General features: G+C 62.2%; 24 protein-coding genes. 20 read left to right on the top strand and 4 right to left on the bottom strand.

Annotated features, from left to right (window positions below; all coding sequences use genetic code 11):
- Positions 1-6: 6 nt before the first annotated feature.
- The 4 genes from Q7J58_RS17585 to Q7J58_RS17570 form a co-directional block, all read right to left on the bottom strand.
- Positions 7-189 (bottom strand): hypothetical protein, encoded by a 183-nt coding sequence (locus Q7J58_RS17585; RefSeq protein WP_304830791.1) that lies wholly within the window; start codon positions 187-189, stop codon positions 7-9.
- Complete coding sequence (locus Q7J58_RS17580) at positions 189-584, bottom strand: zinc ribbon domain-containing protein (RefSeq protein ID WP_304830789.1); 396 nt, start codon at positions 582-584, stop codon at positions 189-191. The genes Q7J58_RS17585 and Q7J58_RS17580 overlap by 1 nt, the downstream gene beginning before the upstream one ends.
- Before the next feature lie 273 nt (positions 585-857).
- On the bottom strand, positions 858-1,361 hold the full coding sequence (locus Q7J58_RS17575; RefSeq protein ID WP_304830787.1) for a hypothetical protein: 504 nt from the start codon (positions 1,359-1,361) through the stop codon (positions 858-860).
- Between the two features lie 66 nt (positions 1,362-1,427).
- Complete coding sequence (locus tag Q7J58_RS17570) at positions 1,428-1,748, bottom strand: helix-turn-helix transcriptional regulator (RefSeq protein WP_304830785.1); 321 nt, start codon at positions 1,746-1,748, stop codon at positions 1,428-1,430.
- Positions 1,749-1,830: 82 nt separating this feature from the next.
- On the opposite strand from Q7J58_RS17570, the gene Q7J58_RS17565 reads away from it, so the two are divergent.
- The 20 genes from Q7J58_RS17565 (at position 1,831) to Q7J58_RS17470 (ending at position 13,354) form a co-directional block, all read left to right on the top strand.
- Positions 1,831-2,055, top strand: a complete 225-nt coding sequence (locus Q7J58_RS17565; protein ID WP_304830783.1) for a hypothetical protein — start codon at positions 1,831-1,833, stop codon at positions 2,053-2,055.
- Position 2,056: 1 nt separating this feature from the next.
- A complete protein-coding gene (locus Q7J58_RS17560) occupies positions 2,057-2,359 on the top strand; it encodes a DNA-binding protein (protein ID WP_304830781.1) in 303 nt (100 codons plus the stop codon).
- A gap of 12 nt (positions 2,360-2,371) precedes the next feature.
- On the top strand, positions 2,372-2,695 hold the full coding sequence (locus tag Q7J58_RS17555; protein ID WP_304830779.1) for an ogr/Delta-like zinc finger family protein: 324 nt from the start codon (positions 2,372-2,374) through the stop codon (positions 2,693-2,695).
- A 101-nt stretch (positions 2,696-2,796) separates the two neighbouring features.
- Positions 2,797-3,111: a hypothetical protein gene (locus Q7J58_RS17550; RefSeq protein WP_304830777.1), complete on the top strand. Its 315-nt coding sequence runs from the start codon at positions 2,797-2,799 to the stop codon at positions 3,109-3,111.
- A gap of 3 nt (positions 3,112-3,114) precedes the next feature.
- On the top strand, positions 3,115-3,348 hold the full coding sequence (locus tag Q7J58_RS17545) for a hypothetical protein (RefSeq protein ID WP_304830775.1): 234 nt from the start codon (positions 3,115-3,117) through the stop codon (positions 3,346-3,348).
- On the top strand, positions 3,345-3,545 hold the full coding sequence (locus tag Q7J58_RS17540) for a hypothetical protein (protein WP_304830773.1): 201 nt from the start codon (positions 3,345-3,347) through the stop codon (positions 3,543-3,545). Before Q7J58_RS17545 ends, Q7J58_RS17540 begins: the two co-directional genes overlap by 4 nt.
- The gene (locus Q7J58_RS17535) at positions 3,530-6,361 is read left to right on the top strand and encodes a toprim domain-containing protein (RefSeq protein WP_304830772.1); all 2,832 of its coding nucleotides are present in this window, start codon (positions 3,530-3,532) and stop codon (positions 6,359-6,361) included. Before Q7J58_RS17540 ends, Q7J58_RS17535 begins: the two co-directional genes overlap by 16 nt.
- A gap of 48 nt (positions 6,362-6,409) precedes the next feature.
- Positions 6,410-6,712 carry a hypothetical protein gene (locus tag Q7J58_RS17530; protein ID WP_304830770.1) on the top strand — a complete coding sequence of 101 codons (303 nt, stop codon included), beginning with the start codon at positions 6,410-6,412 and terminating at the stop codon, positions 6,710-6,712.
- A gap of 41 nt (positions 6,713-6,753) precedes the next feature.
- Entirely contained in the window at positions 6,754-7,254 is a 501-nt protein-coding gene (locus Q7J58_RS17525) for a hypothetical protein (protein ID WP_304830768.1), read from the top strand.
- Positions 7,251-7,604, top strand: a complete 354-nt coding sequence (locus Q7J58_RS17520; protein ID WP_304830766.1) for a hypothetical protein — start codon at positions 7,251-7,253, stop codon at positions 7,602-7,604. Before Q7J58_RS17525 ends, Q7J58_RS17520 begins: the two co-directional genes overlap by 4 nt.
- On the top strand, positions 7,601-8,107 hold the full coding sequence (locus Q7J58_RS17515; RefSeq protein WP_304830764.1) for a DUF4406 domain-containing protein: 507 nt from the start codon (positions 7,601-7,603) through the stop codon (positions 8,105-8,107). The genes Q7J58_RS17520 and Q7J58_RS17515 overlap by 4 nt, the downstream gene beginning before the upstream one ends.
- Positions 8,101-8,298 (top strand): hypothetical protein, encoded by a 198-nt coding sequence (locus Q7J58_RS17510; RefSeq protein WP_304830762.1) that lies wholly within the window; start codon positions 8,101-8,103, stop codon positions 8,296-8,298. Before Q7J58_RS17515 ends, Q7J58_RS17510 begins: the two co-directional genes overlap by 7 nt.
- Positions 8,299-8,344: 46 nt before the next feature.
- Entirely contained in the window at positions 8,345-8,923 is a 579-nt protein-coding gene (locus Q7J58_RS17505; protein WP_304830761.1) for a hypothetical protein, read from the top strand.
- Positions 8,920-9,420, top strand: a complete 501-nt coding sequence (locus Q7J58_RS17500; protein WP_304830759.1) for an SAM-dependent methyltransferase — start codon at positions 8,920-8,922, stop codon at positions 9,418-9,420. Before Q7J58_RS17505 ends, Q7J58_RS17500 begins: the two co-directional genes overlap by 4 nt.
- Complete coding sequence (locus Q7J58_RS17495) at positions 9,417-10,331, top strand: DNA cytosine methyltransferase (protein WP_304830757.1); 915 nt, start codon at positions 9,417-9,419, stop codon at positions 10,329-10,331. Before Q7J58_RS17500 ends, Q7J58_RS17495 begins: the two co-directional genes overlap by 4 nt.
- Complete coding sequence (locus Q7J58_RS17490) at positions 10,328-10,525, top strand: hypothetical protein (RefSeq protein WP_304830755.1); 198 nt, start codon at positions 10,328-10,330, stop codon at positions 10,523-10,525. The genes Q7J58_RS17495 and Q7J58_RS17490 overlap by 4 nt, the downstream gene beginning before the upstream one ends.
- Before the next feature lie 10 nt (positions 10,526-10,535).
- Complete coding sequence (locus Q7J58_RS17485) at positions 10,536-10,886, top strand: hypothetical protein (protein WP_304830753.1); 351 nt, start codon at positions 10,536-10,538, stop codon at positions 10,884-10,886.
- The gene (locus Q7J58_RS17480) at positions 10,886-11,839 is read left to right on the top strand and encodes a phage Gp37/Gp68 family protein (protein WP_304830751.1); all 954 of its coding nucleotides are present in this window, start codon (positions 10,886-10,888) and stop codon (positions 11,837-11,839) included. The genes Q7J58_RS17485 and Q7J58_RS17480 overlap by 1 nt, the downstream gene beginning before the upstream one ends.
- The gene (locus Q7J58_RS17475) at positions 11,836-12,234 is read left to right on the top strand and encodes an ASCH domain-containing protein (protein WP_304830749.1); all 399 of its coding nucleotides are present in this window, start codon (positions 11,836-11,838) and stop codon (positions 12,232-12,234) included. Before Q7J58_RS17480 ends, Q7J58_RS17475 begins: the two co-directional genes overlap by 4 nt.
- A 175-nt stretch (positions 12,235-12,409) precedes the next feature.
- Complete coding sequence (locus Q7J58_RS17470) at positions 12,410-13,354, top strand: site-specific integrase (protein ID WP_304830747.1); 945 nt, start codon at positions 12,410-12,412, stop codon at positions 13,352-13,354.
- Positions 13,355-13,375 lie beyond the last annotated feature (21 nt).

Here is a 13,375-nt window from a genome sequence, read left to right as displayed (position 1 = left end):
CTCTCATCAGCTTCTGCAGGTCTTTTTAGACGCACTGATCGTTCCATCCTTACAGACGAACTTGTCGCCAGTGCAGTGCGAGATGCCACCTTTCTTGCCCGAGCACGGTGTGTTTGCTGCGACCGATTTCTGGGCTTGCACCATGCCCAGAACCATTGCAAATGCCAGAAAAAAAACACGCTTGCTCATCAAAGCCTCCCTTCTTGTACCCGAACACCCAGAACCGTCGGCTCTTCGCCGATGCTCATGTCGCATTCGTAAATGACGTTGGTGTACGCACCAAACCCGTTTTGAAACTGCGCCTTGTCACCCAACAAGGTCACCACATCAAGCTGAGATCCACTCCATCGATACCTGCTGAACTTGGGTTCCAGCGTTCCGTCGACCCACTTCACAGAATGACTTGCCAGCTTTTCAATCTGGGCTGGGCACTTGTACCCGGCTGATATGACCAACTTTTCACCGATGCACGGCAGACTCTTTTGACACTCCGCATGCGCAGCCTTCGCGGCCTCTGCATTCGCGGCTTTCTCTTCGTCGCTGTCGCCGCACATGGTGACCGAGCCAGCGACTATGGCGATCAACACGACACCTCCAATCAGCGCGTCTTTGGTGTTTGCCTTGGTTTTGGTGGGGCTCCCTGCCCCACAGTTTGGGCATGTTTTTGCCTCTGTTGAAACCTCTTTTTTGCACTCTCTGCAAAGCTTTATCGCCATAAGTTGCACCTTCCTTAATGTTGCTTCAATTGCTCAAAAACGCCCGCTTGATCGCCCGTGCCGTGCTGTCGGCTTAATCGGAAGGTGATTCGCCTTCTCTCAGCTTGTACACGCAGGCGGTGTGGATGGGTGTCTGATCCGTCAAGGTGTCCGCACCTTGACATAAGCAAAGAAAGCCCGCCCCCCGGATCCAGGCGCCAGCTGTATCAGCAGGGTGCCCTGCTCACCCGACCAGCGAATGACGTACTCATTGTCAAACGATGACGGCGCGGGCTTGAAGCCCATCAAAGGCAAGGCCTCTTCGCTGTAAGGCAGGTCTGCATGCACCGTGATCCAGTCGGCCAGCCCGTTGATAAACACCACCTCGGTTTTGTTTCGGTAAGTGCACTTTTCACCGTACTTGATGGATTCGCAGCCGGTTGGGTCGCCCAACTGCTGAGCAACCACACTGGGCGCCTGTTCGGCCAGCGCAGGCACGTCTACCAGCGGCGTGGGCGCGGGCGCAGCGGCTGGCGCAACGGGCGCCGGTGTGGTGCTGGGTGGCTCACCGCATGCCGCCAGCAGCGCAAGAGCTGCGGCGCCGCAAATGCTCCAGCGCGTCATCACAAAAGCAAATAAGCCAAACGCCAGCGGTTTTGCTGCCATGGATTCCCCTCCCTTTTGTTGGTCAGCGCTCAATCGGCGCCGTGGACCGGATCGTTTGCAGCGGGTTCAAGCCGCCTTCTGTTTCTGGACCGCAGAAAGCACCGCTCTCGCTGCTGCGCGGCCTTGTGTGTCGGCTGCGCGGTAGTTGTCAATCAGCGCCTGCTCTTCTTTGGCCAGCGTGGCTATGGGCGTGCGGTGGCCTGTGATGACGTAAGCCACATCCACACCCACCAAGGCAATGGATTCCAGGTATTGGGCGTCGGGGTACCGTTTCCCAGACTCGTACAGGCTCACAGCCTGCACCTGTACACCGCCAGCCTCAGCCATTTCGGCTTGCTTCAGGCCCAGGCGAGAGCGTTCGTCTTTAAGTCGTTCGTGAATACCCATATGCGTAAGTGGGACATTCTCACATACTCAAATGCGTAGGTAGAATGCACCCATTGTGTAACGGTTAATTCCTCAATATTAAATGAACCGCCCCGAAAAACAACCGAAAAATGTCAGCGTTCGCCGCCGTCGATCAGATGCCGGTGTTGACAACGACAGACCGATTGCACTTCGGCTCAAGCCTGAAGAGCGGCAGACCATCGCCTCGCTGGCGGATGCGGACAACCGGTCGATGGCTGCGATCTGCCGCATGGCGGTGCTGGCCGGGCTTCCCAAGCTCAAGCTGCAAATTTCAAAAGGGGACTGACATGAGCACACACCACCACCCTTCCGGCCCGCCGCGCATCGAGCAGGCTTTGCGCTCCGCCTTCACCAGCCAGGGGCGACATGAAGTCATGGAAACCGTGGGCTGGGACAAGAGCGCGGTAAGCCGTTTTTTGGATGGTCAACAAGGCGTGCCCATTGACAAGCTGGACAAGCTGGTGGGCGCCGTGGGCTTTGTGCTGGTGACCCGCGAATACCTCGACGCCATCGTCACCCTGAGCCGCGTTGGCGTGAACTGCGAATGCGCCAGGGCTGGCCAAGGTGAGTGCGGCATCAGCTGCAAATAAGGACAACAACCCATGCGCTTCCGCTGCCCCCACTGCAACACGCTGAGCAATGTGCGCAACAGCGAACAGCAAAGCCCGACGGTCACCTATCTGTATGTGCAGTGCACCAACCTGGAATGCGGCCACAACTGGCGCGTGGACGCCGCCGCAGCCCTGACGCTGAGCCCCAGCGCCCGGCCCCGCACCGATGTGCTCATCCCCCTGAGTCCTTATGTGCGCCGCGCAGCGCTGGGCATGCACATGCAACTGGCCCCCGCCGGCGAACACAAGGGCTCTGGCCCCCTGCAGCTTGACCTGATGGACGAAGACGGCCCCATCACCCAGCACCCCAGCTGACGCACCGGCCACCCGGCCACCCAACCCACCGAACAACCACCCGCCCAGCGCCTGCAAAAACAGGCGCGAGGCCTTCTTTTGCCCAAAAACCAGGAAACACCATGAAAACACCTGCCGCCAGCCAACAAAACCCAACCGCCCAGCGCCGCAGCTGCGACAGCCTGGGCGCCTGCCAATGCCGCTTGCCCGCCTGCAGCGGCTGCACCTGGGTGGCCACCAGCGCCACCCGCCTGGCCGGTCATGCCTTTGCCCCGGGCGTGGTCACCGTCCACCCCAGCGCCCGCCGCGCTGCCCTGCGCCGCTGGCTGCGCATGGCCTACCGCTGGGCGCGCATCAGCCTGCTGGTGGCTGTGGTGCTGGTGTCGCTGGCCATGGCCGCGGGCTACCTCGTGGGCTCTTACATGGGTGGGGTTTAAGCCATGACCACCAACACATTCCCCAAGGTGAATTCCTTCGACGACTTTTTGTCTGTCGAAATTTCGCCCGCGAACCGCTTCATTTTCTACATAAGCCCGCCGAGCAAGGCGTTTGGTTTGGGTCGGCGTTGGATCGGCCAAGAGTTTCGTCTGGATGACCAAGGCCGCCAGTGGACTCGCTTCATCGACCGCCTCGTGGTCGACGACTTCGGCGCGCTGGTGGAGGTGCCCCAGTGAACCGCTGGCGCGTCACCCACGTGGCCCCCAGCGGCCGGCGCCACCGCCTGCTGGTGAGCGCAGCCACCCACACATCAGCAGCCGCACAGGCCGAGCTGGCCCTGGGTGCCGCGCGTGCGCTCTCGTGCATCCGCCTGCCTGCTGACCCGACCACCTGCCAAAACAACAACAACCCAACCCCATGTCAGACCTGCTGAGAGACATTGCCGAGCGCCTTCAGGCGCCGCCCTTTGGCATGAAGCCCAAGGGCAAATACCTGCGGGCGGGCGTGTGCCCGTCTTGCGGGAAAGAAAGCCTGTGGACGTGGCTTGAAAGCCCATGGGTGACCAAGTGCGAGCGCTCCAACAACTGCGGCGCTGAATACCACGCCAAAGAACTGTTCAGCGACCTTTTTGAAAGCTGGACCGACCGCTACCAACAGCCCGAGGCCGACAAGCCCGAAGCCGAGCGCAACCCCAACGCCGCCGCCGACGCTTACCTCAAGCTGGGCCGGGGTTTTGACCTGGCGCTGATCAAAGGCACCTACACCCAGGAGCACTACCACGACCCCCGGGCCGACAACGGACGGGGCGCAGCAACCAGCACGGTGCGCTTTGTGGTGGCCAACACCTGGTGGGAGCGCCTCATTGACAAGCCCGCCCGGTTTGGCAAGAAGAAGGCCAACTTCAAATACGGCGGCACCTACGCTGGCCACTGGTGGGCGCTGCCCGGCCTGCACTTTGACGCACCCCGGCCCGACGACACACCCGAAACCCCCAAGCCGCCCGCCGAGCTATGGCTGGTAGAAGGCATCTTCGACGCCATTGCCATGGCCCACCATGGCCTGGCCGCCGTGGCGCTGCTGAGCTGCAACAACTACCCCGCCAACGAGCTGGCCGCGCTGCGCAAGCACCTGCAGGCCCAGGGCGGCCAGGTGAAAGAACCCGCCCTGGTGTGGGCGCTGGACGGCGACAAGGCCGGGCGCGACTACACCAGGAAATGGGTGAAGAAAGCGCGCGAAGACGGCTGGGTGTGCAAGGCCGCGCAGATACCGCAGAAAGGCAAGAGCAAGCAAGACTGGAACGACCTGCACCAAAAGGGCCTGCTGGGTGAAGACCAGGTCAAGGAATACCGGTACCACGGCGCGCTGCTGATTGCGGCCAGCGCGCAAGACAAGGCGCTGCTGATCTACAACCACAACGGGCAAAAAGACCAGTTCGAGGTTGAGCACGGCAACCGCCTGTACTGGTGGAAGCTGGACATAGAGCGGTACCGCAAAGCCGCCGAACAGCTGAAAGACGACATTGACGCGGGCCACAAGCCCTACATGAGCGAAGAGGAAATGCGCAACGCCGCGCTGCTGGAAAGCGGCACGCTGCAGCCCATTGCCAACTGCAACCCGCAAGCGCTGTATTACCAGCGCAACGAAGTCACCCAAGAGGCTTGGTACTACTTCCGCGTTTCCTGGCCACACGATGCGCCGGTGGTCAAAGGCACGTTCACCGCCGGGCAGCTCACGGCGGCCAGCGAGTTCAAAAAGCAATTGCTCCACATCGCCCCAGGCGCCATGTTCACCGGCAGCAGCAGCCAGCTCGAACGCATGATGCTGCGCCAGCTGGAGAACCCCAAGGTGGTGCAGACGGTGGATTTCATCGGCTACAGCGCCGCGCACAAGGTGTATCTGCTGGGCAAGGTGGCGGTAGCAAACGGTCAGATCATCGAGGCCAACGCCGAGGATTACTTCGAGGTCCAGCGCCTGTCCATCAAGAGCCTGCAGAGCAGCATTGACCTGGAGATCAACACCGACCGCGACGCCTATACCCTCGACTGGTTCACACACCTGTGGAACGCCTTCGGCCCCAAGGGCGTGGTAGCGCTGGCGTACTGGCTCGGCAGCTTGTTCGCTGAGCAGGTGCGCGCCGAGCAGAAGAGTTTCCCCTTTCTGGAGATTGTGGGTGAGCCGGGCAGCGGCAAAAGCACGCTTATTCAGTTTCTATGGAAGCTCTTCGGTCGGAATGACTGGGAGGGGACTGACCCCTGCAAATCGACGGCTGCTGGGCGCATGCGCACGTTTTCGCAGGTTTCAAATCTGCCGACTGTGTTGATTGAGGCGGATCGTGAGACCAAAACAGGCGGCAGCGCCCATGTGCGCAGCTTCGACTGGGATGAGCTGAAAGACGCCTACAACGGCAACAGCATCCGCACCACGGGCGTAAAGACCGCCGGCAACGAGACTTACACACCGCCGTTCAGGTCTTCCATCGTCATCAGCCAGAACAACACCGTGGCGGCCTCGCAGCCGATCATGGAACGCATCTGCCACATGACGTTTGACACCAAGGGCTTCACGCCCGCGTCGTTCGAGTCGGCCAGAGCCATTGAGAAGTTCGAAACACGAAATGTCAGCGGCTTCATGCTGGCCGCGCTCAAGCACGAAACGGCGGTGATGGAGATCGTGTCCACCCAGACGGACGGAATGATCAAGCACTTGCTGGACCAGGACGGCATTCACAAACCCCGCCTGGCCAAGAACCACGGGCAGCTGCTGGCCTTTGCCACGGCGCTGCGCCACCTGGTGCGCATGACCGACGAACAGTTTGCCCAGGTGCAGGCGCAGCTGGTGCAGATGTGCCGCGAGCGCCAACAAGCCATCAACGCAGACCACCCGCTCGTGCAGGAATTCTGGGAGAGCTTCGACTACCTGGACAGCTTGTCTCCAGCGCCACCCGCTGGCACGTATGTAGCCCCCGGCCACGAGCTGCGCCCGGTGCTCAACCACAGCCGCGACACCAAGCTGATCGCCGTGAACCTGAACGAATTCGTGGAAAAGGCCAGCGCCCACCGCCAGCAAGTGCCCCTGCTGGCTGAGTTGAAGAAGGTGCTGCGCACCAGCAAAACGCGCCGGTTTGTGGACGTGAAGACCGTCAACAGCGCCATCAAAACGCGCATGCAAGGCGCCGAAGAAGTGGCCAAGACCGTGCACTGCTGGATTTTTGAGCGCCACGGTACCGGCACCGGCAAGGCCCGCAGCTGAAGCGCCGCCACACAACCACACCCAACCACCACCACAGGAGAGCACCGCATGAGCACCGCACACCTCAAGCCGCAGCCCACCGCCGAGCAAATGGCCCACGCCCTGGCCGCCATGCGCAAGAAGAAGGCCTTTGCCACCTGGCCCGCCAGCCTGGACGAAGCCCGCGCCGACCCCTGGCGCGAGCGGCTCATTGCCGTGAACGCCTGGGCCACTGGTGTGCGCGAGCGCCAGGTGTTGGCCGCCCGCACCAAGGCCCGGCTGAACGCCACCGCAGAGCAACGCCTGCAGCTGACAGCGAAGCACCACCAAACCGATTGCAAACGCGCCGCCAGCGGTGAGCGCGATGAGTAACCACCCCTTGACCCACTTGACCCACCACTGAAGGAAGAACCATGAACTGCGATTGCAAAGAAGCCCTGGAAGCAAAGCTGCTCGAAAAACTGAAGCAGGAAACGCCAGATGGCGCAAACCACAGCGTCCATCTGAGCGGCTACGGAATGGTCATCGTCGGCAATAAATTTACTTACCGCCCATGCATGGAGGTCATCCAGTCGGTTGACCTGCCGCGCAAAGCCGGTGGGTGGAAGAACACAAAACCGAAGCTGAACATGTTCTTCAGCTACTGCCCGTTTTGCGGAAAGTCGGTGAATGCTGAGAAGCCTTCGGATATGGAAGGCGGTGCAGCATGCGCCGACAAAAGCACATCTTCTGAAATGCTCGCCGCCTTGATCGTGGCCCGCGAAACCATCTGTTTCGACCGCAACGCCTACGCAGAGGCCAACACACCGAAGGGTGGGCGCCGAATTGACCCGTACGACCGCGATGTTCTGGCCGACTACGACGCTGCACTTCTGCAGATCAATGCCGCGATCGTGAAAGGCGGTGCAGCATGACCGCCGTAGCAGCCGAAATCACCGGCAAGCTGGATGCGTTTGTGATCCATGACGCCATGCGCGCACCGGGGCGAGGCAGGATTGACCCTATCACCGTGATCTTGCGCGACCAAAAAGGTCGGGGGCAGGTCATTGTCGAGTGTTACGGATCTGCATGGTCCTGCTACTTCGGCAGCATCGGCGGAGAGACGCTGCGCGGGTTCGTCGGTGGCTGCGATGAGTATTACCTCGCCGGCAAGCTGCAAGGTTTTGGACGAAAAATGTCGAACAAGGCGAGAAAGCTTGAGGAGTCATACCTCCAAGATATCGCCCGCGCCATCATCGGTGTGCTGAAAGGAGGTGCAGCATGACCATCCTCACCCCCATCCGCCTCTACATCGCCGGGCCCATGACCGGCCTGCCCGACTTCAACTACCCCGCGTTCAACGCTGAGGCCCGCGTGTGGCGCTGCCGGGGTTTCCACGTGGAAAACCCCGCCGAAGGCCCGGACCTGAGTTCGTGGAGCGAATACATGCGCCGCGCGCTGCGCCAGCTGCTCACGTGCGAGGCCATTTGCCTGCTCCCCGGCTGGACGCAAAGCAAGGGCGCTACCACCGAGTGGCTGGTGGCCAGCCTCATGGGCATGAGCATCATTTACCACGAGCCACCCGGGCGCCTGCAGCTGCGCCTGTTCCGCTGGCTGGGCCGCCTGATGCCCGCCACCGGCACGGTGATCACGATCAAGCCCCACCGGCTGCTGCAAGCCGCGAAGAAGACGCTGGAAGAAAACGCCCACCTGGCCGACGGCGACAACTGCACATTGCTCGACCTCAAGCGGGTTGTGGAAATGATGGAAGGCGGTGAGGAATGCTGAGCAAACACGCACTGAAGGCGGCCGCCGTGTCGCCTTGGCTGGCAGAAGACCAGGCCTACCAGCGCCACCACATGGCGTGCCCGGTGTGCATTGCTGCAGGCAAAGGCCATGGCCAGCGCTGCGCGGAGGGTGCTGCGCTGTGGGTGGCTTACGCGGAATCTGAAGCAGCGGGGGTGAGCCATGCAGCATGAAGCACAAGCAACCCCAAGCCGCGCGATCAACCCCTTCGCCGCATTGATGACCGGCCAGGCTACCCGGCGCCTGCCCGCGCTGGGCACGGTGGAGCTGGTGGTGGGCGGAAAGCGGGTGACCAAGGCCACGAAGACGGCGGACTTGATCACCGCATGCGCCATAGACGAAGAAGAGGCTCGGGATCTGGAAAAGGAGCGCAAGAAGCTCGACCGAGAGCGTGAGCTGGCGTACTACAAAAACCGGTACCAGCGCATCAAGGCCGACCCGGTTTTGTGGGCCCGGCGCAAGGCCATGCAGGCGGCGAGCAGCTCAGACCGGAACGAATACCGGCGGCAATATTACGAGGCCAACCGCGCCCGCATCAACGAACAAAAACGCGCCCACGCCGCCCGCCGGCGAGCCACGCAAACCGACGCCGAACGCAAGGCACACGCCGAGGCTGAGCGTGATCGCTACAGACGCAAGCGCGAGCAGCTGCTGCAACAGCGCCGCGATGAACGTGCCAACAACCGCGAGGAGGTGAACGCGCGCCAGCGGCTGCGCAGGCAGCTGGCAAAAGAGAAGGCTTTGAAGATGGCTGAAAAATTGGTGGGTGGGTTGGGGCAGGAAGGCGGTGCAGCATGACCCCGAAAGTGATCGATGTGTGCTGTGGCACCAAGATGATGTGGTTTGACAAAGCAGACCCACATGTGATTTTTGGCGATGCGCGGGCCGAAACCTTGACGGTGACAGACCGCAGCCATCGCAACGCGAGCGGCACGCGAACGCTGAAGGTGGAGCCTGATGTTTTGTTTGATTTCCGGGCTTTGCCGTTCCCAAGCGGCACGTTTCGCCTGGTTGCTTTTGACCCGCCGCATTTGGTGCATGTCGGGCCGCGCTCATGGCTGGCTGCCAAATACGGCAAGTTGGGAGCCGACTGGCGCGACGACTTGCGCCAGGGTTTTGCCGAGTGCTTTCGGGTGCTGGAACCCCATGGTGTGTTGGTTTTCAAGTGGAACGAGACACAGGTTCGACTGAGCGAGGTGTTGGCAACGACGCCGGAGAAGCCGTTGTTTGGGCAGGTGTCTGGGCGTAACGGCCTGACGCATTGGCTTGTGTTCATGAAAGGCGGTGCAGCATGAAAGCCATCGACCTATTCGCCGGCGCCGGCGGCTTCAGCACCGGCGCTGCCATGGCTGGTGTGCAAGTGGTGTGGGCGGCCAACCACTGGCCCGAGGCGGTTCAGGTTCACACCAGCAACCACCCGACCACGACGCACGCCTGCCAAGACCTGCAGCAAGCCGACTGGACCCAGGTGCCCGCTCACGATCTGCTGCTGGCATCGCCTGCATGCCAGGGCCACAGCCGCGCCCGTGGCAAAGAGCGTTCCCACCACGACGCGCAGCGCTCTACCGCCTGGGCCGTGGTGTCCGCGCTGGAATGCCACCGCCCCGAGGCAGGCATCATCGAGAACGTGCGCGAGTTCGCTGCGTGGACGCTGTTCCCGGCCTGGTGCGCGGCTATGAACGCGCTGGGCTACGCGCTTTCATTGAACGTCCTCGACGCGGCAGACCATGGCGTGCCGCAGCACCGCCAGCGCCTGTTTATCGTGGCCACGCGCAGCCGCCACCCGTTGGAGCTGCGCCTGCAGCAGCGCGAGCACACCGGCATAGGCAGCGCTATCGATTGGTCGGCCGGCAAGTGGTCACCCATCCACAAACCCGGCCGCAGCGCCGCCACGCTGGAGCGCATCAAGAACGGTCGGGCGCGTTACGGGCAGCGCTTTGTGGCGCCCTACTTTGGCAGCGGCTCAGGGCTGACAGGCCGCTGCATCAGCCGACCGATCGGAACGATAACCACCCGAGACAGATGGTCCGTGATCGACGGCGAAAACATGCGCATGCTTAGCGCCACAGAGGCCAAGCGCGCCATGGGTTTCCCGTCCAGCTACCAGCTGCCCGAGCGCCACAAAGACGCCATGCACATGCTAGGAAATGCCGTGGTACCGGTGGTTGCGGCTGACGTGATCAACGCTTTGAGGGCCGCAGCATGAACACCGCACAACACCCCCGACAGTCCACACACCTGCGCCTCGTTCACCCAGCGCCCAAGCAACCCACCCAGGCGCTGGCCAGCACGCCGGCCGCCACGCAGCAAGAGGCCGACTACACCCGGTCGGTATGGGCCCGTGTGGCCTGGGGTGTGGCTGGTTTTTGGGTGCTGGTGGTTTTGGTTTTGAGTTTTTGAGGTGGCGGCCATGACCAACCCTTTTGAACACATCACCAACACGCTGTGCCGTGGCGCCCGCTGGTCGCTGGACGCGATCACCGAGACGCCGGAACAACTGACAGGCAAAACGGAACAGATCCGCGCTTTCTTGCGACAGCACGGCCCAGCAACGGCTGTTGACTTGGCCAAGCTGGTCTGTTTGCCCAACACGGGCAGCGTGTCCGCTCTGCTGAAAGCCGACGTGGCCCGAGGCAGCATCTTCCGCCGGGGCCACAGCTACCACTGGAACCCCCAGTTCGACGCCGATTTGCAGCAGCGCCTGCAAGCGGCCGCAACCCTGCTGAGAGCCAACGGCTTCAGCGTTTCGAAAGGTATTTGATGACCAAGAACACCAAGATTGAGTGGGCTCACCACACGTTCAACCCCTGGATCGGCTGCACAAAGGTGGGGCCAGGCTGCGACAACTGCTATGCCGAGGCCGACTTTTCGACGCGCCGCAAGGTGGTGCAGTGGGGTGCCGGACACCCGCGCAAGCACACCGCCCCCAGCACCTGGGCGCAGCCGCTGCGCTGGAATGCCGAGGCCGAGCGCCTTGGTGTGCGCTACCGTGTGTTTTGCGCTTCTCTGGCCGACGTGTTTGACAACGAGGTGCCGGTGCAGTGGCGCATTGAGTTGATGTCGCTGATCTTGAAGACGCCGAATCTGGACTGGCTGCTGCTTACCAAGCGGGTCGGGAATGCCTTGCCAATGATGAAAGACGCCATGGTTGAGGCCGCATCTGAGCATGGTCAATCACGTTGGCCAGGTCTTGCATATTGGATTGGCGGCTGGTGGGACGGGAAGCCACCAGCAAACGTCTGGCTTGGCGCCACGATCACCAGCCAGACCGAGGCTGACCGCGACATCCCAAAGCTGCTGGCCGTTCCTGCAGCCAAGCGCTTTCTCAGTATGGAGCCGCTGCTGGGGCCGGTGGACCTGACGCGGCATTTTCTGCAGTGCTGCGGCTGCTTTGTCCCAGGTCGCCCAGGTGATGGGTGGATGCAGCCACCTGACCCACCGGCTTGCTGCGGGGACCTTGAGCCAACGGAGTTGGACTGGGTGATCGTGGGCGGAGAGAGTGGCCCCAACGCCCGCCCGATGCACCCAGACTGGGCACGCAGCCTGCGCGATCAGTGCCAAGCAGTTGGTGTGCCGCTGCTTTTTAAGCAATGGGGTGAGTGGCGTCAAGCCACAGATGGCGAATTGTGCAAGGGGTACGAATTTATCAAGGTCGGCAAGAAAGCCGCCGGCCGCCTGCTGGACGGCGTCGAACACAACGGGGTGCCCGCATGATCCCCGCCCTCTCAATCCGCCAGCCCTGGGCTTGGTTGATCGTCAACGGCTTCAAAGACATTGAGAACCGCGACTGGCGAACGCCATTCCGCGGCCGGTTTCTGGTGCACGCCAGCAAGACCATCACGCGGCGCCAATATGTCGAAGCATGTGCGCAGGTGAACGACCTGTTGCCCTTCACAAAAGACCACAGCTGGGCGGCCTTTGAAGACCTGCAGCTCGGTGGCATCGTGGGCCATTCAACCTTGGTGGACTGCGTGCAAGACCATCCCAGCCCATGGAAGCACGCAGGGAGCTGGGGGTTCGTCCTGGCCAACAGCGCGCCCTTGCCATTCACGCCCTACAAGGGCCGTCTGGGTTTTTTCAATGTGGCTGAAGGGGTCGTTCAAGCATGACAGATCGCCTCGATCAATCAGACCTGACGCGCCAGGAACTGGCCGTTGCGCTCAAGGTGAGCGACTCCACGGTGGGGCGCTGGCTGGCCGCAGGCCTGCCATACACTCCGGTGGGCGTCAAGGGCAAGCGTTTCAACCTGGCCGAAACGCGTCAATGGCTCCGGGAGGTTTACCCATGTCAACTTGGACAGACAAGCAAGGCCGGCGCCACGTCGGCATCATGGTCGCCGGCAAGCGCGTACATCGAATCCTCCCGGAAGGTGCAACTGCGGGTGATGCCAAGCAATTAGAGGCTGAGCTGCGCGCAGCCGTGGCGCACCGCCGGGCGCCCACGATACCGGGCGACCCGGCTTTGACGTTGGTGATGGGCATGTATCTGGACCACTGCGCCACACTGCGCAGCCCAGAGACGGCCCGATACCACGCACTGCGCCTGGGCCCTTGGGTGGAGCGGTACCGGGCCAGCCAGGCCCGCCAGTGCGGCGCGCACGTGATCAAAGACATGACCGGGAAGTACGCCCCGGCCACCATCAACCGCAGCCTGGGCGCGCTGAAAAAGGCTCTGCACATGGCATGGGAGCAAGGCCACACGCCCGAGGACTACAGCGCCCACGTGAAGCGCCTGCCCGAGAACAACGCCCGCGACACTCACTTGAGCATTGAACAGGTGCAGCAGATCTGCACACACGCCAGCGAGGCTGTGCGCGCTGCCATCTGGATTGCGCTGTACACGGGGTGCCGCCGTGGCGAAGTGCTGAAGATCCTGCCGGCCGATATCGGCCCGGACAGCATCACCATCCGTGCCGGCAACACAAAAACGCTGAAAACCCGCGTGGTGCCCATCATTGCGCCTCTGCGGCCGTGGCTGCAGCATCTGCCGCTGTCGATCAACTTTGAGGGCTTGAAAAGCGGGTTTCGCAGGGCCAGAGAAGCCGCAGGAATGACCGAGGTGCACTTTCACGACCTGCGGCACAGCTGCGCCACGATCATGCTGGCCAGCGGTGCGGATCTGTACACGGTGGCCAAGGTGCTGGGCCACAGCAGCATCAAGACCACCGAGCGCTACAGCCACCTGCAGATTGACGCGCAGCGCGCAGCACTGACCAAGGCGTTTGGCTGACCCCTGCCGGGATCACTTGGC

It is taken from the genome of Hydrogenophaga sp. (assembly GCF_030656115.1).
Classification (GTDB): Bacteria; Pseudomonadota; Gammaproteobacteria; order Burkholderiales; family Burkholderiaceae_C; genus Hydrogenophaga.
Note: the sequence above shows the minus strand (reverse complement) of the source record. Positions and strands in the feature narration are given on the sequence as shown.

Coding starts and splice junctions, on each gene's coding strand:
- Q7J58_RS17585 (WP_304830791.1), bottom strand. CDS start 189: ATGAGCAAGCGTGTTTTTTTTCTGGCATTTGCAATGGTTCTGGGCATG.
- Q7J58_RS17570 (WP_304830785.1), bottom strand. CDS start 1,748: ATGGGTATTCACGAACGACTTAAAGACGAACGCTCTCGCCTGGGCCTG.
- Q7J58_RS17470 (WP_304830747.1), top strand. CDS start 12,410: ATGTCAACTTGGACAGACAAGCAAGGCCGGCGCCACGTCGGCATCATG.
- Q7J58_RS17525 (WP_304830768.1), top strand. CDS start 6,754: ATGAACTGCGATTGCAAAGAAGCCCTGGAAGCAAAGCTGCTCGAAAAA.
- Q7J58_RS17520 (WP_304830766.1), top strand. CDS start 7,251: ATGACCGCCGTAGCAGCCGAAATCACCGGCAAGCTGGATGCGTTTGTG.
- Q7J58_RS17475 (WP_304830749.1), top strand. CDS start 11,836: ATGATCCCCGCCCTCTCAATCCGCCAGCCCTGGGCTTGGTTGATCGTC.
- Q7J58_RS17495 (WP_304830757.1), top strand. CDS start 9,417: ATGAAAGCCATCGACCTATTCGCCGGCGCCGGCGGCTTCAGCACCGGC.
- Q7J58_RS17500 (WP_304830759.1), top strand. CDS start 8,920: ATGACCCCGAAAGTGATCGATGTGTGCTGTGGCACCAAGATGATGTGG.
- Q7J58_RS17480 (WP_304830751.1), top strand. CDS start 10,886: ATGACCAAGAACACCAAGATTGAGTGGGCTCACCACACGTTCAACCCC.
- Q7J58_RS17555 (WP_304830779.1), top strand. CDS start 2,372: ATGCGCTTCCGCTGCCCCCACTGCAACACGCTGAGCAATGTGCGCAAC.
- Q7J58_RS17505 (WP_304830761.1), top strand. CDS start 8,345: ATGACCGGCCAGGCTACCCGGCGCCTGCCCGCGCTGGGCACGGTGGAG.
- Q7J58_RS17515 (WP_304830764.1), top strand. CDS start 7,601: ATGACCATCCTCACCCCCATCCGCCTCTACATCGCCGGGCCCATGACC.
- Q7J58_RS17575 (WP_304830787.1), bottom strand. CDS start 1,361: ATGGCAGCAAAACCGCTGGCGTTTGGCTTATTTGCTTTTGTGATGACG.
- Q7J58_RS17490 (WP_304830755.1), top strand. CDS start 10,328: ATGAACACCGCACAACACCCCCGACAGTCCACACACCTGCGCCTCGTT.
- Q7J58_RS17550 (WP_304830777.1), top strand. CDS start 2,797: ATGAAAACACCTGCCGCCAGCCAACAAAACCCAACCGCCCAGCGCCGC.
- Q7J58_RS17560 (WP_304830781.1), top strand. CDS start 2,057: ATGAGCACACACCACCACCCTTCCGGCCCGCCGCGCATCGAGCAGGCT.
- Q7J58_RS17545 (WP_304830775.1), top strand. CDS start 3,115: ATGACCACCAACACATTCCCCAAGGTGAATTCCTTCGACGACTTTTTG.
- Q7J58_RS17530 (WP_304830770.1), top strand. CDS start 6,410: ATGAGCACCGCACACCTCAAGCCGCAGCCCACCGCCGAGCAAATGGCC.
- Q7J58_RS17535 (WP_304830772.1), top strand. CDS start 3,530: ATGTCAGACCTGCTGAGAGACATTGCCGAGCGCCTTCAGGCGCCGCCC.
- Q7J58_RS17565 (WP_304830783.1), top strand. CDS start 1,831: ATGAACCGCCCCGAAAAACAACCGAAAAATGTCAGCGTTCGCCGCCGT.
- Q7J58_RS17485 (WP_304830753.1), top strand. CDS start 10,536: ATGACCAACCCTTTTGAACACATCACCAACACGCTGTGCCGTGGCGCC.
- Q7J58_RS17510 (WP_304830762.1), top strand. CDS start 8,101: ATGCTGAGCAAACACGCACTGAAGGCGGCCGCCGTGTCGCCTTGGCTG.